Here is a 22,725-nt window from a genome sequence, read left to right on the forward strand (position 1 = left end):
CCCTTCGTCGGGAGGAAGAACACCGCCGATTTCACAGACCGGAAAGACGGTTTCGCACAACGACAGTAACCACGGCGCGCGCCGCTCGTCAACGACAGACGTCGCGCGTTACGGTCATCCTCGTGCGGCTTGAAGCGGAGTTCACCAGCGAACCGTTCCACGGCGAAGGTTCGCCGCCCGAGCACGCCGTCGCCGCGCGCGACGCCGCGACGGAAGCCGGTCTGGACACCGATTTCGGGCCGCTCGGCACCCTTGCCCGCGGCGAAGCAAAGGAACTCCTCGAAGCCCTCCCGGCGATCGCGAAGGCCGCCCTCGACGGCGGCGCCACGCGGGTCACGCTGCAGCTGCGCCGAGCCGACGACCCGGGCAGCTCGCCCGTCGTCGAACTGAACGACGCACTGGTCCGGCTGATCGCCGACGTCGAGCGGGAACTGGGCGCCAAGCTGGGCGAACTCGACCGCGCGGGCAAGCAGCGCGCGGTGCGGCTGCTGCGCGAACGCGGCGCCTTCGGCCTGCGGAAATCCGTCTCGTCGGTCGCCGACGCGCTGGGGGTCACCCGGTTCACCGTCTACAACTACCTCAACCGGGAAGCCGACTGACCAGCGCTTTCAACAAAATGTTGACGGAACTCCGGTGCCGACGTACGGTCAGCCCGTGCTGCTCTCCGAGTTCAACACCACCGACGTCCGCCCGCTGCTGACGGACTGCCTCGCCGTGCCGCGATGGGTCGATGCCGTGCTCGCCGGGCGGCCGTACGCCGACGTCGATGCCCTGAAAGCCGCCGCGGACCTGCCGTTGACCAGCGACGAGATCCGCCAGGCCATGGCCGCGCACCCGCGGATCGGCGAAAAGCCGGCGGGCGGCTTCGCGCGGTCCGAACAGTCCGGTGTGGACAACCCCGACGCGTTCGCCGCGGCGAACGCCGAGTACGAAGCCAAGTTCGGGCACGTCTACCTGGTCTGCGCGAGCGGCCGCAGCGGCGACGAACTGCTGGAAATCCTGCGCGAGCGGCTGACCAACGACCCGGCGACCGAGCTGGCCGTCGCCGGGCGGGAACTGATCAAGATCGCCGAACTCCGACTCGCGAAAGCGGTGACCGCGTGAGCCTCGTGACCACCCACGTCCTCGACACGGCGGCCGGACGCCCGGCCAAGGGGATCGCCGTCCGCTTCGAGACCGCCGACGGGACGCCGATCGCCGAAGGCCGCACCGACGACGACGGCCGCATCCGCGACCTCGGCCCCGAAACCCTGGCACCGGGCGCGTACCACTTGATCTTCGACACCGGCGCCTACCTGGGCCCGGACGCGTTCTTCCCGGAGGTCACGCTGACCTTCCGGATCACGGACGGTACCGCGCACCACCACGTGCCGCTCCTGCTCAGCCCGTTCGCCTATTCGACCTACCGAGGGAGCTGACCGTGGCCATCACCCTGGGCCCCAACCAGTACGGCAAGGCGGAGGTCCGCCTGGTGACGGTGCGCCGCGACGGCCCGGTGCACCACCTGAAGGACCTGACGGTGTCGACGTCGCTGCGCGGCGAGCTGGCCGCGACGCACCTGACCGGCGACAACGCCGGGGTGCTGGCCACCGACACGCAGAAGAACACCGTGTACGCCTTCGCGAAGGAAGCGCCGGTCGGCGAGATCGAGGACTTCGGCCTGCGCCTGGCCCGCCACTTCACCGGCACGCAGGAGAACATCACGGGTGCGCGCATCAAGATCGACGAGCACGGCTGGGACCGCATCGCGGTCGGCGGCGCACCGCACGACCACGCGTTCAGCCGATCCGGCGACGAGCGGCGCACCACGGCGGTGACGGTCCAGGGCGACCGCGCGTGGGTCGTCTCGGGCATCGACGGCCTGACGCTGCTGAAGTCGACCGGCTCGGAGTTCCACGGCTTCCCGCGCGACCAGTACACGACCCTCGCCGAGACGAGCGACCGGATCCTGGCGACCGCCGTCACGGCGAAGTGGCGCTACCAGGGCGAGGACCTCGACTGGGCGGCTTCGCACACCGAGATCCGGCGGGTGATGCTGGAGACGTTCGCGACGAAGCACAGTCTTTCGCTGCAGCAGACGCTGTACGCCATGGGCGAAGCGGTGCTCGAGAAGCGCCCCGAGGTCGCCGAAGTACGCCTGTCGCTGCCGAACAAGCACCACTTCCTGGTGGACCTGAGCCCGTTCGGGCTGAAGAACGACAACGAGGTGTTCTACGCGGCGGACCGGCCGTACGGGCTGATCGAGGGCACGATCCTGCGCGACGACGCCGAGGACCCGGGGCCGGCCTGGGACATCCACTGAGTTGATAGAACGCTCTATCATCGAGGGGTGGCAGGGACCAAGGAACGCATCATGGCCGCCGGCGCCGAGCTCTTCCGGCGCAACGGCTACGCCGGTACCGGCCTGAAGCAGGTCGTCGCCGAGGCGAATGCGCCCTTCGGGTCCCTCTACCACTTCTTCCCCGGCGGCAAGGAACAACTCGGCGCCGAGGTCATCCGCACCTCCGGGCTCGCCTACATCGCCCTCTTCGACCTCTTCATCGCTCCGGCGGAAGATGTCGTCAGCGGCATCGAAGCCTTCTTCGCCGCCGGGATCGCGACCCTCGAAGCCACCGATTACGTCGAAGGCTGTCCGATCGCGACCGTCGCCCTCGAGGTCGCCTCCACCAACGAGCCGCTGCGGCAGGCCACCGCCGACGTCTTCACCGCCTGGATCGACGCCGGGACCGAGAAGTTCGCGAAGTTCGGGCTGCCGCGGGACGCCGCCCGGACCCTCACCATCACCGCGGTGAACAACCTCGAAGGCGCGTTCATCCTCTGCCGCTCGCTGCGGGACACCGAAGCCATGGCCGTCGCCGGGGCCGCGACCGTCGAGGTGGCCAGGCGGCTCCTCGGAGAGTACCCGCAACCTTAGCCGAGCCGGAACAAAAGTTACCAACATGGCGCTTGACCTCGTGGGGATCCGCCACTGATCCTGATTTTGGTCTAGTCCTCCTGCCTCACAACGCCGTCCGGTTGGAGTCGCCATGCGCCGCGCCCTCGCCGCTGCCGCCGCCGTCGCAGCCGCCGTCTCGATCCCCATTCCGGCCGAAGCCCTCGAGAACGGCCTGGCCCGCACTCCGCCGATGGGCTGGAACACCTGGAACACCTTCGAGTGCAACATCAACGAAACCCTGGTCAAGCAGACCACCGACCTGATGGTCAGCTCCGGGATGCGCGACCGCGGCTACACCTACGTCAACCTCGACGACTGCTGGATGACCCGCTCCCGCGACAGCGCGGGCAACCTCGTCGCCGATCCCGCGAAGTTCCCCGGTGGCCTCAAGGCGCTCGGCGACTACATCCACGCCCGCGGCCTGAAGTTCGGCATCTACGAAAGCGCCGGCACGATGACGTGCCAGCAGTACCCCGGCAGCCTCGGCCACGAACAGGCCGACGCGAACCTCTTCGCGAGCTGGGGCGTCGACTACCTCAAGTACGACAATTGCTTCAACAACGGCAGCAACAGCCAGGAGGACTACATCCGGCGCTACTCGGCGATGCGCGACGCGCTGCAGGCCACCGGCCGCCCGATCGTCTACAGCATCTGCGAATGGGGTGACTTCGCCCCCGCGACCTGGGCGGGGGACGTCGGTAACCTGTGGCGCACCACCGGCGACATCACCAACAACTGGGGCACCGTCGACGCGATCTACCGCCAGAACGTCGGGCTCGCCTCCGCCGCGAAGCCGGGCGCCTGGAACGACCCGGACATGCTCGAGGTCGGCAACGGCATGGGCTTCAAAGAGGACCGCGCGCACTTCACACTGTGGGCGGCGATGGCCGCGCCGCTGATCGCGGGCGCCGATCTGCGCTCCGCGAGCGTCGCCACCTTCTCTACTTACCTCAACGCGGACGTCATCGCGATCGACCAGGACACGCTCGGCAAACAGGCCCGGCGGATCGCCACCGGGAACGGGCTGGACGTCCTCGCGAAACCCCTCCGGGGTGGTGACGTCGCCGTGGTGCTGTTCAACGAGAACAACACCGCGAACACCATCTCGACGACCGCCGCCGCGGCCGGGCTGGCGGCCGCGTCGAGCTACCGGCTCACCAACCTGTGGTCGAAGGAGGTCTCCGCGACCACCGGCGCGATCAGCGCGAACGTCCCGCCGCACAGTACGGTCGCCTACCGCGTGAGAGCCGGCGCGCACGGCACCAGCACCGACGCCACGCAGCCAATCCAGGGCGTCTCCTCGGCGCGGTGCATCGACGTCAGCGGCGGCTCGACGACGCCGGGCACCCCGGTCGACATCTGGGACTGCGGCGGTGGTCCGGTCCAGGCCTGGACGTTCACCGGCGCCGGTGAGCTCAAGGCGGGCGGCCTCTGCCTCGACGCGAGCGGCGGCACCAGCGCGTCCGGGACGAAGCTCATCGTCTGGGGCTGCCACGGCGGCGCGAACCAGAAGTTCCGGCTCGAGGCCGGCGGCTCGATCACCCAGGCCGGGCTGTGCGTCGACGTCACCGGCGGCGACAAGCCCGCCGGCAACGTCAACGGCACCCCGCTCGAGCTCTGGGGCTGCAACGACGAGGCCAACCAGAACTGGACGCTCAGGTAGCTCAGGTCCCGGTGAGGTGCTCCGGCCGCACCGGGACGCGGGTGAGCGCGAGCCCGGTCGCGGCCCGGATCGCGGCCACGATCGCCGGGGTCGACGAGATCGTCGGCGGCTCGCCCACCCCGCGCAGGCCGTAGGGCGCGTGCGGGTCGGGGCGCTCGAGGACGTCGATGCGCATCGGCGGCATGTCCAGCACCGTCGGAATCAGGTAGTCGGTGAAGGAGGGGTTCCGGATCTTCCCGCCGGAGGTCTGGATCTCCTCCATCACCGCGAGCCCGAGCCCCTGCGCCGAGCCGCCCTGGATCTGGCCCAGCACCGCCTGGGGGTTCAGCGCCTTGCCGACGTCCTGGGCGCAGTCCAGCGCGACCACCTTGACCAGGCCCAGCTCGGTGTCGACGTCGACGACCGCCCGGTGCGCGGCGAACGCGTACTGCACGTGCGCGGTCCCCTGCCCGGTCTCCGGGTCCAGAGCCGACGTCGGCCGGTGGCGCCACTCCACCGTCTCGTCGTAGACGTCGTCGCCGAGGACGTCCACCAGATCCGCGACCACCTGGCCGTCGGCCGCGACGAGCTTGCCGCCGACGACCCGCACCCGCTGGTCGAACCGGGACAGCAGCCGCGCCCGCACCGCCGCGCAGGCGGCCTGCACCGCCCCGCCGGTGACGTAGGTCTGGCGCGACGCCGACGTCGAGCCGCCGTTGCCGATCGAGGTGTCCATCGGCAGGATCGTCACCTGGTCGACGCCCAGCTCGGTGCGGACGATCTGCTGCATGATCGTCACCAGGCCCTGGCCGACCTCGCAGGCCGCGGTGTGCACGGTCGCCGCCGGTTCGCCGCCGACCAGCTGCAGGCGCACGCGCGCGGTCGAGTAGTCGTCGAAGCCTTCGGAGAAGCAGACGTTCTTGATCCCGACGGCGTACCCGATCCCGCGGACGACCCCTTCACCGTGCGTCGTGTTGGACACGCCGCCCGGCATGTGCCGCAGGTCGAACGGCCGCTCCGGCGGCATCGGCATGTCCCGCACCCGGTTCAGCAGCTCGGCGACCGGCGCTTCCGCGTCGACGACCTGGCCGGTCGGCATCAGGTCGCCCTCGCTCATCGCGTTGCGGACGCGGATCTCCACCGGGTCGAGGCCACAGGCCGCGGCGAGCTTGTCCATCTGCGACTCGTACCCGAAGGCCGCCTGGACCGCGCCGAAGCCGCGCATGGCGCCGCACGGCGGGTTGTTCGTGTACGTGCCCCAGCAGTCCACCGCCACACTGTCCACTTTGTACGGCCCGACGCCGAGCGTGGCCGCGTTCGCGACCACCGCGCCCGTCGAGGACGCGTACGCGCCGCCGTCGAGATACAGGCGCGTCCTGACGTACACGAGGCGGCCGTCGCGGGTGGCGCCGTGCTCGTAGTACATCTTCGCCGGGTGGCGGTGCACGTGCCCGTAGAAGGACTCTTCACGGTTGTAGACCATCTTCACCGGCTTGCCGGTGTGCAGGGCCAGCAGGCAGGCGTGGACCTGCATCGACAGGTCTTCCCGGCCGCCGAACGCGCCGCCGACACCACCGAGGGTCAACCGCACCTTCTCCACGGGGAGCCCCAGCGCGGCGACGATCTGCTGCTGGTCGACGTGCAGCCACTGCGTCGCGACGTAGAGATCGACGCCGCCTTCGGTGTCCGGCACGGCGAGCCCGGACTCGGGGCCGAGGAAGGCCTGGTCCTGCATGCCGACCTCGTACACGCCGGAGACGACGACGTCGGCGTCGAGGTCCTGCGGGCCGCGGCGGATCTTGACGTGCCGGACGACGTTGCCGCCTTCGTGCAGCGAAGGCCCTTCGCCCGCGACAGCCGCTTCGGAGTCCGTCACGGGAGACAGCTCTTCGTAGGAGACGACGATCCGCTTCATCGCCCGGCGCGCGGTCTCCGGGTGGTCGGCGGCGACCAGCGCCACCGGCTCGCCCTGGTAGCGCACGACGTCGGAGGCGAGCACCGGCTGGTCCGCGTGCTCGAGGCCGTACCGGTTGACGCCCGGGACGTCCTCGTGGGTGAGGACCGCGTACACGCCCGGCACGGCCAGCGCTTCCGCGATGTCGATGGCGGTGATCCGGGCGTACGGGTGGGGGCTGCGCAGCGTCACGCCCCAGACCATGTCTTCGTGCCAGAGGTCCGAGGAGTAGGCGAACTCGCCGCGGACCTTCACCGTGCCGTCGGGCCGCCGCGGCGATGTGCCGACGCCGTTCGCGGTCGTCGTCGTGACGGAGGTGGTGCTCGTCATCTGGCCTCCTGCAACCGGATGCTCGCGGCGGCCAGCTCGCGGGCGATGGCGGATTCGTCGGCTTCGCGCAGGGTGCCGTCCTCGACGACGGCCTTGCCGCCGACGAACAGTCGGCGCAGCGGGGGCGTGGTGCCGAGCACCAGCGCGGCGACCGGGTCGGTGATGCCGGCGTGGTTCAGCCCGGTCAGGTCCCAGACGGCCAGGTCGGCGAGCTTCCCGGGCTCCAGGGACCCCAGGTCGTCCGCGCGGCCGAGGCAGCGGGCGCCGCCCATCGTGCCCATCCACAGCGCCTCCCGCGTGGTCAGGCCGCGGGGCCCGCCGCGCTGGCGGGCCTGCAGGAGCGCCTGGTGCAGCTCTTCGGCGAGGCCACCGGACTCGCTGGAGGCCGCCCCGTCGACCCCGAGGCCGACCGCCACGCCGGCGTCCAGCAGGTCCCGGACCGGGGCGATACCGGAGCCGAGCCGTCCGTTGGACGTCGGGCAGTGCGCCGAGCCGGTGCCGGTCGCGCCGAAGCGGCGGATGGCGTCGGGAGCGAGGTGGACGGTGTGGGCGAGCCAGACGTCGTCGGCGAGCCAGCCGAGCTTGTCGGCGTACTCGGCGGGCGTGCAGCCGGCTTCGGCGAGGCACTGCTGCTCCTCGTCGAGGGTCTCGGCGAGGTGGGTGTGCAGGCGGACACCCTTGCTCCGGGCCAGCTCGGCCGCGCCCGACATCAGGCGTTCGGTGACCGAGAACGGCGAGCACGGGCCGACGGCGATCTGCAGGTGGGCGCCGGACGAGTCGTCGTGGAAGCGGGCGATCGCCGCTTCGGTTCCGGTCAGCGCGTCCTCGGTCGACTCGACCAGGTTGTCCGGCGGCAGGCCGCCGTCGGACTCGCCGCGGTCCATCGAGCCGCGCACGACGTGCAGCCGGACGCCGATGCGCTGACGGGCCGCGGCCAGCGCCGCGACCTGGTCGCCGCCGTCGCGGGGGAAGACGTAGTGGTGGTCGGCGACGGTGGTGCAGCCGGTCAGCGCCAACCGGGCCATCCCGGCGGTGCCCGCGGCGTGCGTGATCTCGTCGTCGAGGCGGCTCCAGACCGGGTAGAGCTGCTTGAGCCACTCGAACAGCGTGTGGTCGGCGGCCAGCCCGCGCGTGGCCCACTGGTAGAGGTGGTGGTGGGTGTTGATCAGGCCGGGCGTGACCAGGCAGCCTTCGGCCTCGACGCGTTCGTCGAACTCGCCGGTGTACACACCTTCGCCGACTTCGGCGATTCGGTCGTTCTCGACGACGACATGCCCGCTCGCGTACTCCTCGCCGCTGACGGTGGCGATGGCCGCGTTCGCGATGAGCGTCCTCACGCCACGCCTCCCTTCGCGACGGCACGGACCGCGTCGAGGATCTTCTCGTAGCCGGTGCAGCGGCAGAGGTTGCCGGCCAGCGCCTCGCGGATCTCCTCGTCGCTGGGATCGGGGACGCGGTTCAGCAGGTCGTGCGCGGCGACGACCAGGCCCGGCGTGCAGAACCCGCACTGCACCGCGCCCGCGTCCACAAAGGACTGCTGGACGGGGTCGAGGGTGTCGCCGTCGGCCAGCCCCTCGACCGTGCGGACCCCGCGGCCTTCCGCCTGGCCGGCCGCGACCAGGCAGGCGCACACCGGGACGTCGTCGAGGTAGACCGTGCACGAGCCGCATTCGCCCTGCTCACAGGCGTTCTTCGAGCCCGGCAGCCCGAGCCGTTCCCGCAGCACGTACAGCAAGCTTTCGCCTTCCCAGACGTCGTCCGCCTGCCGCGGCTCGCCGTTGATCGTGACATTCAGGCGCATGCGCGCTCTCCCGTCCGGTGTTCATCCCAGGCCCAGGTCAACGTACGCCGCGCTAGTACCCCCAAAGCGTGCTTCCGATACGCGGCACTGCCGCGGACGTCGTCGATCGGCGACGTCGCTTCGGCCACCAGGTCGCCGAAGCGCCGCTTCAGCGAGTCGGGCAACGCTTCGGAGGAGCCCCACGGCAGCTCGGCGGCCAGGAACTCCTCGGCTGCACGGGCGCGGCGCGGAGTCGGGGCGGCGGACCCGATCGCGGCGCCGACCTGGCCGTTCCGCAGCGCCAGCGCGAAGGAGCAGACCGCGATGACCATCGCGTTGCGCGTGCCGACCTTGGCGAACTGCTGCGGCCCGGCGTGCGCGGGCAGGTGGACGGCGGTGATCAGCTCGTCCGGCTCGAGGGCGTGGCGTTTCACGCCGACGTAGAACTCCTCCGCCGCCAGGAGGCGGGTTCCCCGGACGGAGGCCACCTCGATCCGCGCGTCCAGCGCGAGCAGCACCGGGTGGGTGTCGCCGGCGGGCGAGGCGGCGCCGAGGTTGCCGCCGACCGTGCCGCGGTTGCGGATCTGCGGGGACCCGACCGTGCGCGACGCCATGGCCAGCGCGGGGACGGATTCACCCAGTTCGGTGATGACCCGGGAGTACGGGACGCCGGCGCCGAGCCGGACCGTGCCGTCCTCCACAGTGGACCACTCCGTCAGCTCTCCGACCCTGGTCAGGTCGAGCAGGGCCTCGGGACGCCGGTGGTCGAAGTTCAGCTCGACCATGACGTCGGTGCCGCCGGCGATCGGCACCGCGCCGGGCCGCTCGGCCTTGAGGGCCAGTGCCTCGGCGAGCGTCGCGGGACGCAGGAACTCCACTGGTTGCTCCTTCGTGGGGGCGATAGCCCAGTAGACGACGGATCACGGCCGGGCGGCAACGGCACCACGCATGAAACGCACAGGAGCGGAGCGGGGGCCGTTTGTGCTTTCCTACAAGCCTCATGACGACCGTGAAAACTCTGCTGGGCCTCCCCGGCCTGCGGCTGCGCCCGCGGGCCGGGACCGACCTGCTCGACCGGCCGGTGACGCGCATCTACGTCACGGAGCTGTCCGACCCCGGACGGTACCTGTCGGCCGGCGAGCTGGTGCTGTCCGGCCTGCTCTGGTGGCACGCTCCGGGCGACGCCGAGCCGTTCGTGGCCGCGCTGGCCCGCTCCGGCGCGGCGGCGCTGGCCGCGTCCGGCGCCGACTCGGGCGGGATTCCGGACGACGTCGTCGACGCCTGCGTCCGGCACCGGATCCCGCTGCTGGAGGTGCCGGCCGACCTGTCGTTCTCGGTGATCACCGAGCAGGTCGTGCTGGCGTTGGCGGCCGCGTCGGACAGCGCGCGCAAACGTTTGCAGGCCGCCGCGGAGGCACCGGTCGAGACGCTGGTGGAGCGCGCTTCGGCCGAACTCGGGCTGCCCTGCTGGGTGGTGTCGGGCCTGGGCCGGCTGGTCGCCGGGACGGCCCCGCTGCCGATGCCGCCCGAGGACGTCGTCCGCCGGTACGCGGCCCGCGAGCCGGGACCGCTGACGGTGCTCCCGGTCGAGGGGCGGCACGCGGTGCCGTGGCTGATCGCCGTGGGTGGCTCGCTGAGCACCGCCCAGGCCGAGCTGGCCGAGGAGGTCGCCGGGCTGGTCGGGGTCACGCGGGCGCGGGCCCCGCGGCCTGACGTGTCGTTGCCCGCGGAGGTGTGCGTCGTCGCGTTGCGGACCGAAGGCAGCGATGAGAGCCGGGACGTCCTGAGCGAGTTGCTGCCGGACGCGCTGCTGCTCGATTCCGCGGGAGACACCGCGTACGCGGCTGCGGCGCGGCCCTCGGTGACGGGTCTGTCCACTGTGGAGCCGTTGCTGCGGGCCACGCGAATCCTGTGCGGCGTCGGCGATCCGGGCCCGCGCGAGGAGAGCATCGAGAGCGCGCGGTACGCGGTGGAGGTGGCGGCGCGGCGGCCGGGCCGGGTGGCGGTGGTCCGGGCCGGCGAGGTCGACGTGCACGAGCTGCTGCTGGCCGGCGCGCCCGACGGACTGCGCGCGGCCCTGCGCCGCCGGGTGCTCGGGCCGCTGCTGGCCTACGACGCGGAGCAGCACACGGATCTCGTGCACACGGTCCGCGTGTTCCTGGAGTGCTCGGGTTCGCCGACCCGGGCGGCGAAGGCGCTGCACGTCCACGTCAACACGCTGCGGTACCGCATCGGGCGGGCGGGCGAGCTGCTCGGCGCAGATCTGACGGAGTTCACCGATCAGCTCGACGTCTACCTCGCGTTGCGCGCCGGCGACTAGGACACCGCTCGGCGCAGCGGGCGTGCCTCGCACCCCATCGGCCGCCGTCTCGCGTTGCGTGACCGGGTGCAGGGGGGAGGATGAGCCGGTGGACCCCGAAATCGCGTCGGCCCGGCAGGCGGCGGACGACGCCCGCGTGCTGGCCTTCGGGCGGCTGCAGGGCGCGGCGCACCGGCTCGGGTACCTGCTCGGGCGGGCCCTGGAGCGCGAATGCGGGATCACGCACCTGATGTACGAAGTGCTGCTGATCGTCGGCCGCACCGGCGAGGACGGGCTGACCATGCGCTCGATCGCCCAGGAGCAGGTGCTCACCACCGGCGGGGCGACCCGGCTGGTCGACCGGATGGTGGCGGTCGGGCTGGTGACCCGCACGGCCTCCCCGAGCGACCGGCGGGTCCAGCTCGTCCGGCTCACCGCGCTCGGCGAGGAGACGACCGTGCGGGCCAGCCGCCTGCACGTAGCGAACATCGAGCAGTTCTTCTTCGGGCCGCTGCCCGAGGACCACCGGGAGCGGTTCGCCGAAGACCTGCGGACGTTGAGCCACTTCGCGCGGGATGCACTCCCGCGGCTGCGGTAGACCCCCGGTGCCGTGACGCCCCGGCGTCCCCTCGAAGGCGCTACGGCAGACTGGCGGGGTGGGCAAGCGGAAGCGGGTTCCCGTCGGCCCGCCGCCGACGACGGCCGGGGAGTTCGGCAACGCGCTGATCGCCGCCGCACCGGGTGACGCCGACCGGCTCGCGCCGGGGTTCACCGTGCCGGCCGAACTCGCCGAAGCCGCGGACCGCGTCGGGCGGCAGCTGATCGGCCGGGCGTGCCGGGGCGGCTGGCTGCCCGAAGACCTCCACCAGGCCGCCCGGCGCCGCCTCGACGAGTTCGCCGGCTCGTACCTGCTCGACGCGCTCGCCGCCTACGCCGGGCAGTTCCCGGTCGTGCACACGGACTGGCAGGCCCAGCTCGACGCGGCGGGCGCCGTCCGCTGGTGGACGGAGACCGAGCCGCACCTGCCGCAGTGGGCGGCGAAGCACATCCTCACGCCGTCCGAAGCCGTGGCGGCGGTCATCGACGCGTTCGGCCTGCTGAAGACGCTGCCCGCGGTGACCGTCGTGCTGCCGGCGCCGGGGACGCCGCTGGAGCGCCCGGCGCGGCACCACGTCGACGAAAAGAAGCTGGGCCGCGTCCGCGCCCTGCTGGCCAAGGCCGAATCGAGCACGTTCCCGGAGGAAGCCGAGGCGCTTTCGGCGAAGGCGCAGGAGCTGATGACCCGCCACGCGCTCGACCGCGTGCTGGTCGAGGCCGCCGAAGCCGCGCCCGAGCGGCCCGCGGCCCGCCGGATCTGGCTCGACACGCCGTACACCGACGCCAAGTCGCTGCTGGTCCACGTGGTCGCGCAGGCCAACCGCTGCCGCGCGGTCTTCGACTCGCGCTGGGAGTTCGTCACGGTCATCGGCGACGAAGACGACCTGGACTCCGTCGAGCTGCTGACGACGTCGTTGCTCGTGCAGGCGACGCGGGCGATGATCGCCGACCCGGCGGGGCGGTCGCGGCCGTTCCGCAAGTCGTTCCTCGTCTCCTACGCCACCCGCATCGGCGAGCGGCTCGAGCGAGCGGCGGAAGCGACGATCGCGGAATCGCCGGAGCTGCTGCCGGTGCTGGCTTCCCACCAGAAGAACGTGGCCGCGGCGTTCACCGAGCTGTTCCCCGAAGTGGTGAACAAGTCGGTGACCGTGCGCAGCCACGAAGGCTGGGGCGCGGGCCGCGCGGCCGCCGACCGCGCCCGCCTCGGCGACTGACCCTCACACCTCGCGCCGGGCGTACTTCTCCAGCTCCGGCCGTCCGAACGGCAGCTCGCCTTCGTCGAGAGCCCCGCAATCCAGACCCCGCAGCAGGTACACCGCCAGCGCCTGAGCCGTCGCCGGCTCGTCCAGCACTCCCCCGGCCGTCTTCTCCGCGTACGCGCGCAGCCGCTCCACCGCCTCCGTGAACCCCGCGCGGTAGAACGCGTACGTCGCCGCGAAGCGGGTCGGCAGCTGGTGGGGGTGCAGGTCCCAGCCCTGGTAGAAGCCGCGCTCCAGGGACCGGCTGACCAGCCGGAGGTGTTCGGCCCACGCCGAGGGCAGGGCGTCGCCGATCGGGAGCCGGTTCGTCGAGCCGTCCGAGAGGCGGACGCCGGTGCCCGCCGCCGCCACCTGCATCAGGCCCTTGGCCAGGTCCGCCGCCGGGTGTTCCATGCTCTGGTACGCCGCCGCGATGCCGAGGCCTGCGCTGTAGTCGTACGTCCCGTAGTGCAGGCCCGAACAGCGGCCCGAAGCGGCCTGCACGATCCGCGCCACCGACAGCGTCCCGTCAGTATCCACAATGGACTGCGAAGTCTCGATCTGGACCTCGAAGCGCAAGACTCCCGAGGAAAGCCCGTACGCGGATTCCAGCCGCGAGAGGACCTCCGCGGCCACCGCGACCTGCTCGACCGCCGTCACCTTCGGCAGCGTGACGACGAATCCCGGCGGCAGCGGCCCGTTGTCGAGCAACGAACCCAGGAACAAATCCAGGGTGCGGATGCCACGCCGGCGCGTCGCCGCTTCGAAGCTCTTGAAGCGGATGCCGCAGAACGGTGTCCCGCCGGTCGTTGCCAGGGTCTGCCCGGCCGCCCGGGCGGCGGCGTCCTCGACGTCGTCCGGCACGCGGCCGTAGCCGTCCTCGAAGTCGATCCGCAGGTCCTCGATCGGCTCGGTCAGCAGCTTGGCGCGGACGCGCTCGTACACGTCCGCGCCGACGCCGAGGAGGTCGCCGTGCTCGATGAACACGCGCATCGCCTGCTTGCCCCAGTCGGCCACCAGGCGCGTCTTGTACTGCGACGCCGGGACGTAGACCGTGTGCACGGGCTGCCGTCCCGGCCGCTCCCCCGGGTACGACGCCGCGACACGCGCGTCGGCCGCAGCCAGGCGCGCGTCGGCGGCGTCGTAGACGTCCTCGGGCAGTCGCACTACTTGATCTTCTCGTACGCGGGCAGCGTCAGGAAGTCCGGGAACTCGTCGGCCAGCGCGACCTGCTCGAACAGCTCGACCGCGGGCTCCAGCAGTTCCGGCTTGAGCTCGCCGGCCAGCTCGCCGCGGACGTCGGCCAGCACGCCGCGCACCAGCTCCGCCGTGACCGTGTCGCCACTGTCCAAAGTGGTCCCGTTCTTGACCCACTGCCAGATCTGCGAGCGCGAGATCTCGGCGGTGGCGGCGTCCTCCATCAGGTTGTGGATGGCCGCCGCGCCGTTGCCGCCCAGCCAGGAGGCGATGTAGCGGACGCCGACGTCGACCGCGGCGCGCAGGCCGGCCGCCGTCGCGCTGCCCGGCGTCGAGGCGACGTCCAGCAGCTGGTCGGCGGTGACGCTCACCTCGTCGCGGGTCCGGTCGAGCTGGTTCGGCTTCTCGCCGAGGACCTTGTCGAACTCCTCCTTGCAGAGCTCGACCATGCCCGGGTGCGCGACCCACGAGCCGTCGAAGCCGTCGCCGGCCTCGCGGGACTTGTCCGCGTGGACCTTCTCGAAGGCGCCCTTGTTGGTCTCGGGGTCCTTGCTCGGGATGAACGCGGCCATGCCGCCGATCGCGAAGGCGCCGCGCTTGTGGCAGGTGCGCACCAGCAGCTCGGTGTAGGCGCGCATGAACGGCGCGGTCATGGTGACGGAGTTGCGGTCCGGCAGCACGAACTTCTCGCCCGCGTCGCGGAAGTACTTGATCACGCTGAACAGGTAGTCCCAGCGGCCTGCGTTGAGGCCGGAGGCGTGTTCGCGCAGCTCGTAGAGGATCTCCTCCATCTCGAACGCGGCCGGGATGGTCTCGATCAGCACGGTGGCGCGGACGGTGCCGTGCTCGATGCCGAGTGCCTTCTCGGCGTGGGTGAAGACGTCGTTCCAGAGCCGCGCTTCGAGGTGGCTCTCCATCTTCGGCAGGTAATAGTACGGGCCCTTGCCGCGCTTGAGCAGCTCGGCCGCGTTGTGGAAGAAGTGCAGGCCGAAGTCGACGAGCGCGCCGACACCCTCGCGGCCGCCGAACTTCAGGTGGCTCTCGGGCAGGTGCCAGCCGCGCGGGCGGACCACGATGGTGGCGTGCTCGACGTCGTCCTTCAGCGCGTAGCTCTTGCCGCCGCTCTCCAGGGTGATGGTTTCGCGGATGGCGTCGTAGAGGTTGACCTGGCCGGAGACGACGTTCTTCCAGTGCGGCGTGTTGGCGTCCTCGAGGTCGGCCAGCCACACCTTCGCGCCCGAGTTGAGCGCGTTGATGGTCATCTTGCGGTCGGTCGGCCCGGTGATCTCGACGCGGCGGTCGCGCAGCGCGGGCGGCGCGCCGGCGACCTGCCAGTCGCCTTCGCGGATCTCCTTGGTCTCCGGCAGGAAGTCGAGCCTGCCGGTGGTCCGGGCCTCCTCGCGGCGCTTGCTCCGCGCCTGGAGCAGCTCGTCGCGGCGGCCGGCGAAGGCGTCGTGGAGGCCGGCGAGGAAGGCGAGCGCCTCCGGCGTGAGGATCTCGTCGCCGCGCTCGACCGGGTCGCCCAGCACCTGGACTTCAGAAGACATGGGGAAACACCTCGAGGGTTCGGATCTTTGGATAACGGCCCTACGGTTTTCTACCAGCCGGACTATAGTTTCTGCATAGCGGAAGCTCAACGCCGACGTAAGGAGGGCCACCGTGCCGGCGGAGAAGAACGGTCGCGACGGCGGCGTCCAGTCCCTGCAGCGCGCCTTCGAGCTGCTGGAACACCTCGCGGACACCGGCGGCGAGGCCAGCCTGTCCGAGCTGGCCAGCCTGTCCGGGCTGCCGATGCCGACGATCCACCGGCTCATCCGCACCCTGGTCGACCTGGGGTACGTCCGCCAGAACACCAACCGCCGGTACGCGCTCGGCGCGCGCCTGATCCGGCTGGGCGAGAACGCGAGCATGCAGTTCGGCGCGTGGGCGCGGCCGCTGCTGGCGGAGCTGGTGGAGGAGGTCGGCGAGACGGCGAACCTGGCGGTCCTGGAGCGCGACGAGGTCGTGTACGTGGCGCAGGTGCCGTCGAAGCACTCGATGCGGATGTTCACCGAGGTCGGGCGGCGGTTGCTGCCGCACGGGACGGGCGTGGGCAAGGCGATGCTCGCCCACCTGCCCTCTTCCGACGTCCGTGAGCTCCTGTCGCGGACGGGCATGCCCGCGTACACGGACCACACGTTCACCGACCCGGACGCGCTGGCGGTGGAGCTGGAGCGGATCGCTTCGCAGGGCTACGCGCTGGACGAGGCGGAGCAGGAGCTGGGCGTGCGGTGCGTGGCGGTGGCCGTGCCGGGCGCGCCGGTGCCGGCGGCGGTGTCGGTGTCGGGGCCGTCCGGACGGCTGACCGCCGAGGCGGTGGCGCACATCGCCCCGGCGGTGCAGCGGGTGGCGGACGCGCTGGGGGCGAGCCTGTCGCAGGCCGTCACCGTCTGAGGGCCTACGTCAACTCGCCGTCCAGGAGGTCCATCAGCAGCCCGTCGTGCCAGGTGCCGTCCGGGGCGCGTTCGTAGTTCCGCAGCACCCCGACCGGCCGGAAGCCCACCTTCGTGTACACCCGGATCGCCGTCTCGTTGGCCGCCGCCGGGTCGATCGTCAGCCGGTGGTGGCCCTGGGCGAACAGGTGCGCGGCGAGTGCCCGGATCGCGTCCGTGCCGAGGCCGCGGCCGTGGAAGTCCGGGTGCACCGAGATGTCGATGCCCGCGTGGCGGTACTGCGGGTCCAGCTCCTCGCAGCTCTGGATCAGGCCGACGACTTCACCGCCGGACTCGATCACGTAGACGGTGTAACCCTCTTCGACCTCGTACAGGCCTTCAGTTTCCCGATCCGGGTCGCCCCACCAGCGGGCGACCTCCGGGGTGGCGAGGATTTCGCGCACCCGGACGCGGTCGGCTGGGCCGATCGGGCGCAGGCGCACCCGATCGCCGGAAATGGCGGTCATGCTGGTCCTCTCTCGTAGCGAACGACGGCTTCGGGGCGTCTTCCACGAGGAGGGGCACGCGGGCGTCAACCGGGCATGCCCGGATTCTGCGCTCGCGTCGCCGCCGCCGTCACCCGAATATCGCGGGAGGACCGCATGGACCCGCACACCGGAGCCCTGGCCTGGCTCGCCCAGTGCGCCGCTTCGAACCTCCTGGACCGGCTCGTCGACCGCGCGCTCGACGGACCCGCCGCACCGCCGGCCTGGCCACGCCCGGCCAAGACCCCGGCCGGGACGGTCGAGATTAGCGTCCGCCACCACCTCGCCGCGAAGGCCCGGACGCCGGTGATCATCACGCTCCAGGAGGACGGCAGCCGGACGGGCACGGCGTTCCCGGCGGTCCTCGGCCACACCGCCCGCATCGCCCTCCCGGGCGGCCGCTACTTCGGCGCGGCGATGGTGGTCGACCCGGCCCGCCGGACCCTGCAGGGCATCGGCTGGTCCCATCTCACGATCGCGGCCCGGCGGACGTCCCCGTGCCTGATCCCGGTCAACCGCCCGTCGGCGCCGGTGATCCTCCAGCTGGGGCTGCGGAAGGCGGACGGAACCCCGCTCTTCCGCATTTAGCCGGCCCACCCGGTGTCGAGGGGAGAGCAGTGGTTGAACCGATCACCGGATCGCTCATCCGGCTCGGCCAGACCGGGCAGCCGATCACCCAGTCCAGGAGTGCGTCCACGAAGGCGCCCGGCTCGAACGGCGCCAGGTCGTTCGGCCACCGGCGGCCCCGCCGCGGCGGCACCGGCTCGGCGACGTCACCAGCGACCTCGACATCACCGTGCGCGCCCCGCTCGCCGGACGGCGGGCGGTGCTGGTGGCGTTTCAGCCTGTGCCGCGCCAAGGCGAGCGGACCGCGGGCGTGCCCGTGCCGATGAAGCTCGGCGAGCTGGAAAGGGCTCTGCATGGCCCACCAGAACTCTCTGCATCTCGGCGCGACGGTCTACGACTGGAGCACCGGGCAGCCGATCACCTAGCCCAGCAGCGCGTCCACGAAGGCGCCCGGCTCGAACGGCGCCAGGTCGTCCGGTCCCTCGCCGAGGCCGACCAGCTTCACCGGGACCCCCAGCTCCTTCTGGACCTGGAACACGATGCCGCCCTTGGCTGTCCCGTCCAGCTTCGTCAGGACGATCCCCGTCACGTCGATGACCTCGGCGAACACCCGGGCCTGCATGAGCCCGTTCTGGCCCGTGGTCGCGTCCAGGACCAGCAGGACCTCGTCGACCTTCGCCTGCTTCTCCACGACGCGCTTGACCTTGCCCAGCTCGTCCATCAGGCCGGTCTTCGTGTGCAGCCGGCCCGCCGTGTCGACCAGGACCGCGTCGACGCCGGTGTCCACGCCGCGCTTGACCGCGTCGAACGCCACCGCCGCCGGGTCCGCGCCTTCCTTGCCGCGGACGACCTCCGCGCCCACGCGTTCGGCCCACGTCTGCAGCTGGTCGGCCGCCGCCGCGCGGAACGTGTCCGCCGCGCCCAGCAACACCGTGCCGCCCTGGGCGACCAGGACGCGGGCGAGCTTGCCCGTGGTCGTCGTCTTGCCCGTGCCGTTGACCCCCGCCACCAGCACCACCGCGGGCTGCTTCTTGCCGTCGACGGTGTGCGGCAGCGCCCGCACCGCCCGGTGGCCGTCGGTGGACAGCTGGGCGGTCAGCACCTCGTGCAGCACTTCGCGCGCCTCGGCCGACGAGCGCACCGCGCGCCGGGAGAGCTCGTCGCGCAGGCGCTCGACGATCTGGTTCGTCGTGGCCGCGCCCAGGTCGGCCATCAGGAGCGTGTCCTCGACGTCCTGCCAGGAGTCCTCGTCGAGGTCACCCGCGCCGAGCAGGCCCAGCAGGCTCGTGCCGAACATCGAGCGCGACTTCGTCAGGCGGCCGCGCAGCCGCTCCAGGCGGCCCGCCGCCGGGTCGATCGCCTCGGCGACCGGGGTCGGTTCGACGACCTCGGCCTCCGGCAGCTTGACGTCGCGGACCGTGCGCTGCGCCGAGTCGCGCGGGACCGCCGCGTCGTCGCCGACCGCGGGCTGGCCGTCGGTCTCCGGCCGTTCCTCGACCGGATGCTCGACTTCCGGAGCCGTGCCGCCGGGCGCGAGGGCGATGCCCCCGCTGGCCGCGTACGAGCCGCCCTTCGGTTTCTCCTCGACCTCACGCCGGCTGTCGAGGGTGATCCGCCGCCTGCGTGCGATCAGCAGGCCGGTCACCAGCAGGGCGACCAGGACGACGACGGCGACGACTACGAACAGGAACCAGGTGCTCGACACGCGCCCATCCTTTCATCCGCCCTCCCCCGCGCCGGACACCCCGTCCGCACAGGCAATTCGTCACCACCTTGGTCGCAATTGGGCCAAGACTTCACCAAGTGGGTTGCGTCACACCGGAGGCTCCACTAAACCCCTCCGGATGGGGAAAAAAGGCAGCCACGGCTTCCGGGTGATCGGCCTGCTCTCGGGCACGTCGCTCGACGGGATCGACGTGGCCGCCGCCGACCTGCACGCCGAGGACGGCACCGTCGTGCTGACGCCGCTGGGCGAGCTCGAGGTCCCCTACCCCGACCCGCTGCGGGAAGCCCTGCTCGCCGCGTTGCCGCCCAACCCGTGCACCGCCGGTGAGCTGACGCGGCTCGACACCGGCGTCGGGCAGGCGTTCGCCGACGCGGCTCAGCGCGGCGTCGACGAGCTGGCCGGCCACGCGGACCTGGTCGCTTCGCTGGGCCAGACGGTGTTCCACTGGGTCGAGGACGGGCACGTCCGCGGCACCCTCCAGCTCGGCCAGCCCGCCTGGATCGCCGAACGCACCGGGCTGCCGGTCTGCGCCGACCTGCGGGCCCGCGACGTCGCCGCGGGCGGCCACGGCGCGCCCCTGGCGAGCACGCTCGACCGGCTGTGGCTGCGCGGGCTCGCGGAGGACACCGAACGGCCGGTCGCCGCGCTGAACCTCGGCGGCATCGCGAACATCACCGTCGTCGCCGAAGGCGAGCCGGTGATCGCCTACGACACCGGGCCCGCCAACGCCCTGCTCGACCTCGCGGCCCACCGCGTTTCGGGGCAGCGCAGCGACGTCGACGGCCGGCTCGCCCTCGGCGGGTCGGTGCGCGCCGACCTGCTCGGCCGGCTGCTGGCCGACCCGTACTTCGCCGCCGCGCCGCCGAAGTCCACCGGCAAGGAGCACTTCAACGGGGACTACCTCGACCGCGCGCTGACCGGCCTCGACACGGTCGAACCCGCGGACCTGCTCGCGACGCTGACCGAACTCACCGCCGTCACCGTCGCTGAGCAGTGCCGCCGCCACGGCGTCACCACGGTCATCGCCTCGGGTGGCGGCGTGGCGAACCCGGCGCTGATGGCCGCGCTGGTCCGCGCCCTGCCCTCGGCGGTGGTCAAGACCAGTGACGACCTCGGCCTGCCCGGCGCCGGCAAGGAGGCGTACCTCACCGCGCTGCTCGGCTGGCTCACCTGGTGCGGCGTGCCCGGTACCGTGCCGTCGGCGACCGGCGCCCGCGGGCCGCGCGTGCTCGGCGCGCTGATCCCGGGCGACGGGCCCTTGATCCTTCCCGCCCCGCTGGGGGGCACCGTGACGCGGTTGCGAGTCGCGGAGAAGCTCGGATGACGGTAGGAGTGATCCATGCGCGGTGTTGACCTCGCCATCATCGTGGTCTACCTGGCGGCGATGCCGCTGATCGGCGTGCTCGTCGGCCGGAGGCAACGGTCGGCGGCCGACTACTTCGTCGGCGAGCGCAGCCTCCCGTGGGGGGCGGTGATGCTGTCCGTGGTGGCCACGGAAACCTCGACGCTCACCGTGATCAGCACGCCCGGGCTGGTCTTCGGCAACGCGTTCCTGTTCCTGCAGCTGGCCGTCGGCTACATCATCGGCCGGACGATCGCCGCGTTCGTCCTGCTGCCGCGGTACTTCCGGGGCAATCTCGTGAGCGCGTACGCGTTCCTCGGGAAGCGGTTCGGCTCCGGGCTGCAGGGCACCGCGTCGGTGACGTTCGTGATCACGCGGCTGCTCGCCGAGGGCGTGCGCCTGTTCGCCGGCGCGATCCCGATCAAGGTGATCCTCGGCCACTACGGCATCCACCTGGACTACTGGGTGATCGTCGTCATCCTCACCGCGCTGACGCTGGTCTACGCCTACATCGGCGGGATCAAGGCGGTCGTCTGGGTCGACGTCATCCAGCTGTCGCTGTACCTCGGCGGGGCCGCGGTGGCCGCGATCGTGCTGCTGAACAAGCTGCCCGCCGACTGGGCGTCGCAGGCGTCCGCGGACGGCAAGTTCATGCTCGTCGACTTCACGAAGAACCTGCTGACCAGCCCGTACGCCTTCGTCACGGCGGTGCTCGGCGGCGCGGCGCTGTCGATGGCCTCGCACGGCGCCGACCAGCTGATCGCGCAGCGGCTGCTGGCCACGCGCAGCCTGCGCGACGGCCAGAAGGCGCTCATCGGCAGCGGCATCATCGTCACCATCCAGTTCGCGTTGTTCCTGCTGGTGGGCGCGATGCTGTGGGTGTTCAACGGGCGCAAGTCCGTGGCGCAGCTGGGGCTGCAGAGCCCGGACGACGTGTTCTCGCGGTTCATCATCGACGACCTGCCGGTCGGCGTGTCCGGCCTGCTCATCGCCGGGGTGCTCGCCTCTACCATGGGCGCGCTGGCTTCGGCGCTCAACGCGCTGTCGACGTCCACCGTGGCCGACCTCTACCAGCGGTTCACCCACCGCTCCCCGGAGGACTCGAAGCTGCTGCGGCACGGTCGCATGTGGACACTGATCTGGGCCGTCGTGTTCGCCGTGTTCGCCTCGCTGTTCTCCACCACGAAGAACTCGGTGATCGAGCTCGGCCTGGCCATCACCGGCTACACCTACGGCGCGCTGCTCGGGTCGTTCCTGCTCGGCCTGCTGATCAAGAAGGCGCGGCAGGTGGACGCGATCATCGCGTTCGTCGTCACCGTCGTGGTGATGGCGTTCGTCATCCTCGGGGTCAAGTTCAACGCGAAGACCGGCGGCCTGATCGGCGTCGACTTCAGCAAGGCGGCCGGGGACAAGGTGGCGCTCGCCTACCCGTGGTACACGCTGATGGGCGTGGTCATCACGCTGGTGGTGGGCGGCTTGCTGGCGCTGCGGCACCGCACGCCGGACCCGAAGGCGGCCGAGGCCGAAGCCGTCGGCGAAACCGCGGAGGTCCCCGCCGCCTGATCCTTCTGAACCGTTTCCGGCGGGCTCCCGTGTCGATGGTCGGGAGCCCGCCGAGAAGCGGCGGGAGGACTTCGAAGGTGGATTCCATGAAGCGGATGACGGTGGCGCTCGCGATCGGCGCCCTCCTGGTCGGCGGCGCGGCGACGGCTTCGGCCACCCCGGCGGCTTCGCAGGTGCCGGACGCGATCAAGGTCCCGGCGGGCAACCGGCCGGTGGCCACCTACCCGGCCGAGGGTGTGCAGATCTACGGCTGCACGAACGGCGCGTGGGCGCTGATCCAGCCCGCCGCGGTCCTGTCGAAGCACGGAAAACCGGTGGCGCTGCACAGCAAGGGCCCGGTCTGGACGTCCACCGTGGACGGCAGCACGGTCGGCGCGGCCGCGGCGGCCAACTCGCCGCGGCCGGACGCGATCCCGGAGCTGCTGCTCAAGGCGAACCTCAACACCGGCGACGGGATCTTCGCCCACGTGACCTACATCCAGCGCCTGAACACCCGCGGCGGCGTGGCCCCGGCCGGGACGTGCACGGACGGCGCCCAGACCGCGGTGCGCTACTCGGCCGACTACGCCTTCTGGGTCGCCGGATAAGCGGATGTGCCG

The 22,725-nt window shown here is 71.7% G+C and carries 22 protein-coding genes; 14 read left to right on the forward strand and 8 right to left on the reverse strand.

Translation table 11 applies throughout. The features are described from left to right. Nucleotides 1–122: 122 nt before the first annotated feature. The 6 genes from IE317_RS14875 to IE317_RS14900 all read left to right on the forward strand — a co-directional run bounded on the left by IE317_RS14875 (nt 123) and on the right by IE317_RS14900 (nt 4,598). Nucleotides 123–599 carry a helix-turn-helix domain-containing protein gene (locus IE317_RS14875; RefSeq protein WP_191310323.1) on the forward strand — a complete coding sequence of 159 codons (477 nt, stop codon included), beginning with the start codon at nt 123–125 and terminating at the stop codon, nt 597–599. A gap of 55 nt (nt 600–654) precedes the next feature. Continuing rightward, on the forward strand, nt 655–1,104 hold the full coding sequence (gene uraD, locus IE317_RS14880; RefSeq protein WP_191310325.1) for a 2-oxo-4-hydroxy-4-carboxy-5-ureidoimidazoline decarboxylase: 450 nt from the start codon (nt 655–657) through the stop codon (nt 1,102–1,104). Beyond that, nucleotides 1,101–1,418, forward strand: a complete 318-nt coding sequence (gene uraH / locus IE317_RS14885; protein ID WP_191310327.1) for a hydroxyisourate hydrolase — start codon at nt 1,101–1,103, stop codon at nt 1,416–1,418. Before uraD ends, uraH begins: the two co-directional genes overlap by 4 nt. A 2-nt stretch (nt 1,419–1,420) precedes the next feature. Then, entirely contained in the window at nt 1,421–2,302 is an 882-nt protein-coding gene (gene pucL, locus IE317_RS14890; RefSeq protein WP_191310329.1) for a factor-independent urate hydroxylase, read from the forward strand. A gap of 27 nt (nt 2,303–2,329) precedes the next feature. Continuing rightward, nucleotides 2,330–2,914, forward strand: a complete 585-nt coding sequence (locus tag IE317_RS14895; RefSeq protein WP_444859541.1) for a TetR/AcrR family transcriptional regulator — start codon at nt 2,330–2,332, stop codon at nt 2,912–2,914. Between the two features lie 112 nt (nt 2,915–3,026). Next, nucleotides 3,027–4,598 carry a glycoside hydrolase family 27 protein gene (locus IE317_RS14900; RefSeq protein WP_191310332.1) on the forward strand — a complete coding sequence of 524 codons (1,572 nt, stop codon included), beginning with the start codon at nt 3,027–3,029 and terminating at the stop codon, nt 4,596–4,598. 1 nt (nt 4,599) lies between these two features. Here IE317_RS14900 and pucD read toward each other — a convergent pair whose 3' ends face one another. From pucD to IE317_RS14920, 4 genes are read right to left on the reverse strand one after another with little or no spacing between them, the layout of a single operon-like run. Then, nucleotides 4,600–6,861 (reverse strand): xanthine dehydrogenase subunit D, encoded by a 2,262-nt coding sequence (gene pucD / locus IE317_RS14905; protein ID WP_191310334.1) that lies wholly within the window; start codon nt 6,859–6,861, stop codon nt 4,600–4,602. Continuing rightward, nucleotides 6,858–8,198, reverse strand: a complete 1,341-nt coding sequence (locus IE317_RS14910) for an 8-oxoguanine deaminase (RefSeq protein WP_191310335.1) — start codon at nt 8,196–8,198, stop codon at nt 6,858–6,860. The genes pucD and IE317_RS14910 overlap by 4 nt, the downstream gene beginning before the upstream one ends. Next, nucleotides 8,195–8,662, reverse strand: a complete 468-nt coding sequence (locus IE317_RS14915) for a (2Fe-2S)-binding protein (protein ID WP_103350138.1) — start codon at nt 8,660–8,662, stop codon at nt 8,195–8,197. The genes IE317_RS14910 and IE317_RS14915 overlap by 4 nt, the downstream gene beginning before the upstream one ends. Beyond that, nucleotides 8,653–9,519: an FAD binding domain-containing protein gene (locus tag IE317_RS14920; RefSeq protein WP_191310337.1), complete on the reverse strand. Its 867-nt coding sequence runs from the start codon at nt 9,517–9,519 to the stop codon at nt 8,653–8,655. The genes IE317_RS14915 and IE317_RS14920 overlap by 10 nt, the downstream gene beginning before the upstream one ends. 122 nt (nt 9,520–9,641) lie before the next feature. On the opposite strand from IE317_RS14920, the gene IE317_RS14925 reads away from it, so the two are divergent. From IE317_RS14925 to IE317_RS14935, 3 genes are all read left to right on the forward strand, one after another. After that, nucleotides 9,642–10,961, forward strand: coding sequence for a helix-turn-helix domain-containing protein (locus IE317_RS14925; protein ID WP_191310339.1), 1,320 nt, complete (start codon nt 9,642–9,644; stop codon nt 10,959–10,961). A gap of 88 nt (nt 10,962–11,049) precedes the next feature. After that, the gene (locus IE317_RS14930; protein ID WP_191310341.1) at nt 11,050–11,538 is read left to right on the forward strand and encodes a MarR family winged helix-turn-helix transcriptional regulator; all 489 of its coding nucleotides are present in this window, start codon (nt 11,050–11,052) and stop codon (nt 11,536–11,538) included. A 58-nt stretch (nt 11,539–11,596) separates the two neighbouring features. Continuing rightward, entirely contained in the window at nt 11,597–12,751 is a 1,155-nt protein-coding gene (locus IE317_RS14935; RefSeq protein ID WP_191310343.1) for a DUF2786 domain-containing protein, read from the forward strand. A 3-nt stretch (nt 12,752–12,754) separates the two neighbouring features. Here the strand turns inward: IE317_RS14935 and IE317_RS14940 are convergent, their stop codons facing one another. Further along, nucleotides 12,755–13,942 carry a DUF6986 family protein gene (locus IE317_RS14940; protein WP_191310345.1) on the reverse strand — a complete coding sequence of 396 codons (1,188 nt, stop codon included), beginning with the start codon at nt 13,940–13,942 and terminating at the stop codon, nt 12,755–12,757. Next, nucleotides 13,942–15,519, reverse strand: a complete 1,578-nt coding sequence (aceB, locus tag IE317_RS14945) for a malate synthase A (RefSeq protein WP_191310347.1) — start codon at nt 15,517–15,519, stop codon at nt 13,942–13,944. The genes IE317_RS14940 and aceB overlap by 1 nt, the downstream gene beginning before the upstream one ends. 112 nt (nt 15,520–15,631) lie before the next feature. Here aceB and IE317_RS14950 point away from each other — a divergent pair, with 112 nt between their 5' ends. Next, complete coding sequence (locus tag IE317_RS14950) at nt 15,632–16,405, forward strand: IclR family transcriptional regulator (RefSeq protein WP_191310349.1); 774 nt, start codon at nt 15,632–15,634, stop codon at nt 16,403–16,405. Between the two features lie 4 nt (nt 16,406–16,409). Here IE317_RS14950 and IE317_RS14955 read toward each other — a convergent pair whose 3' ends face one another. Further along, complete coding sequence (locus IE317_RS14955; protein ID WP_191310351.1) at nt 16,410–16,910, reverse strand: GNAT family N-acetyltransferase; 501 nt, start codon at nt 16,908–16,910, stop codon at nt 16,410–16,412. A 135-nt stretch (nt 16,911–17,045) separates the two neighbouring features. On the opposite strand from IE317_RS14955, the gene IE317_RS14960 reads away from it, so the two are divergent. After that, nucleotides 17,046–17,516: a hypothetical protein gene (locus IE317_RS14960; protein ID WP_191310353.1), complete on the forward strand. Its 471-nt coding sequence runs from the start codon at nt 17,046–17,048 to the stop codon at nt 17,514–17,516. Between the two features lie 400 nt (nt 17,517–17,916). Here the strand turns inward: IE317_RS14960 and ftsY are convergent, their stop codons facing one another. Next, nucleotides 17,917–19,200, reverse strand: a complete 1,284-nt coding sequence (gene ftsY, locus IE317_RS14965; RefSeq protein WP_191310355.1) for a signal recognition particle-docking protein FtsY — start codon at nt 19,198–19,200, stop codon at nt 17,917–17,919. A gap of 139 nt (nt 19,201–19,339) precedes the next feature. On the opposite strand from ftsY, the gene IE317_RS14970 reads away from it, so the two are divergent. The 3 genes from IE317_RS14970 (at nt 19,340) to IE317_RS14980 (ending at nt 22,713) form a co-directional block, all read left to right on the forward strand. Next, nucleotides 19,340–20,545: an anhydro-N-acetylmuramic acid kinase gene (locus IE317_RS14970; protein WP_191310357.1), complete on the forward strand. Its 1,206-nt coding sequence runs from the start codon at nt 19,340–19,342 to the stop codon at nt 20,543–20,545. A 15-nt stretch (nt 20,546–20,560) separates the two neighbouring features. Beyond that, a complete protein-coding gene (locus IE317_RS14975; RefSeq protein ID WP_191310359.1) occupies nt 20,561–22,126 on the forward strand; it encodes a sodium:solute symporter in 1,566 nt (521 codons plus the stop codon). Between the two features lie 86 nt (nt 22,127–22,212). Continuing rightward, nucleotides 22,213–22,713 carry a DUF3455 domain-containing protein gene (locus IE317_RS14980; RefSeq protein ID WP_191310361.1) on the forward strand — a complete coding sequence of 167 codons (501 nt, stop codon included), beginning with the start codon at nt 22,213–22,215 and terminating at the stop codon, nt 22,711–22,713. The last annotated feature ends 12 nt before the right edge of the window (nt 22,714–22,725 follow it).

The sequence above is a fragment of the Amycolatopsis bullii genome (genome assembly GCF_014654205.1).
Lineage (GTDB): Bacteria > Actinomycetota > Actinomycetes > Mycobacteriales > Pseudonocardiaceae > Amycolatopsis > Amycolatopsis plumensis.

Excerpts from the sequence above, each read along its gene's own strand:
- IE317_RS14960 (WP_191310353.1), top strand. The coding sequence starts at position 17,046 with ATGGACCCGCACACCGGAGCCCTGGCCTGGCTCGCCCAGTGCGCCGCT.
- aceB (WP_191310347.1), bottom strand. The coding sequence starts at position 15,519 with ATGTCTTCTGAAGTCCAGGTGCTGGGCGACCCGGTCGAGCGCGGCGAC.
- IE317_RS14900 (WP_191310332.1), top strand. The coding sequence starts at position 3,027 with ATGCGCCGCGCCCTCGCCGCTGCCGCCGCCGTCGCAGCCGCCGTCTCG.
- IE317_RS14975 (WP_191310359.1), top strand. The coding sequence starts at position 20,561 with ATGCGCGGTGTTGACCTCGCCATCATCGTGGTCTACCTGGCGGCGATG.
- pucD (WP_191310334.1), bottom strand. The coding sequence starts at position 6,861 with ATGACGAGCACCACCTCCGTCACGACGACGACCGCGAACGGCGTCGGC.
- IE317_RS14915 (WP_103350138.1), bottom strand. The coding sequence starts at position 8,662 with ATGCGCCTGAATGTCACGATCAACGGCGAGCCGCGGCAGGCGGACGAC.
- IE317_RS14955 (WP_191310351.1), bottom strand. The coding sequence starts at position 16,910 with ATGACCGCCATTTCCGGCGATCGGGTGCGCCTGCGCCCGATCGGCCCA.
- IE317_RS14970 (WP_191310357.1), top strand. The coding sequence starts at position 19,340 with ATGGGGAAAAAAGGCAGCCACGGCTTCCGGGTGATCGGCCTGCTCTCG.
- IE317_RS14980 (WP_191310361.1), top strand. The coding sequence starts at position 22,213 with ATGAAGCGGATGACGGTGGCGCTCGCGATCGGCGCCCTCCTGGTCGGC.
- IE317_RS14925 (WP_191310339.1), top strand. The coding sequence starts at position 9,642 with ATGACGACCGTGAAAACTCTGCTGGGCCTCCCCGGCCTGCGGCTGCGC.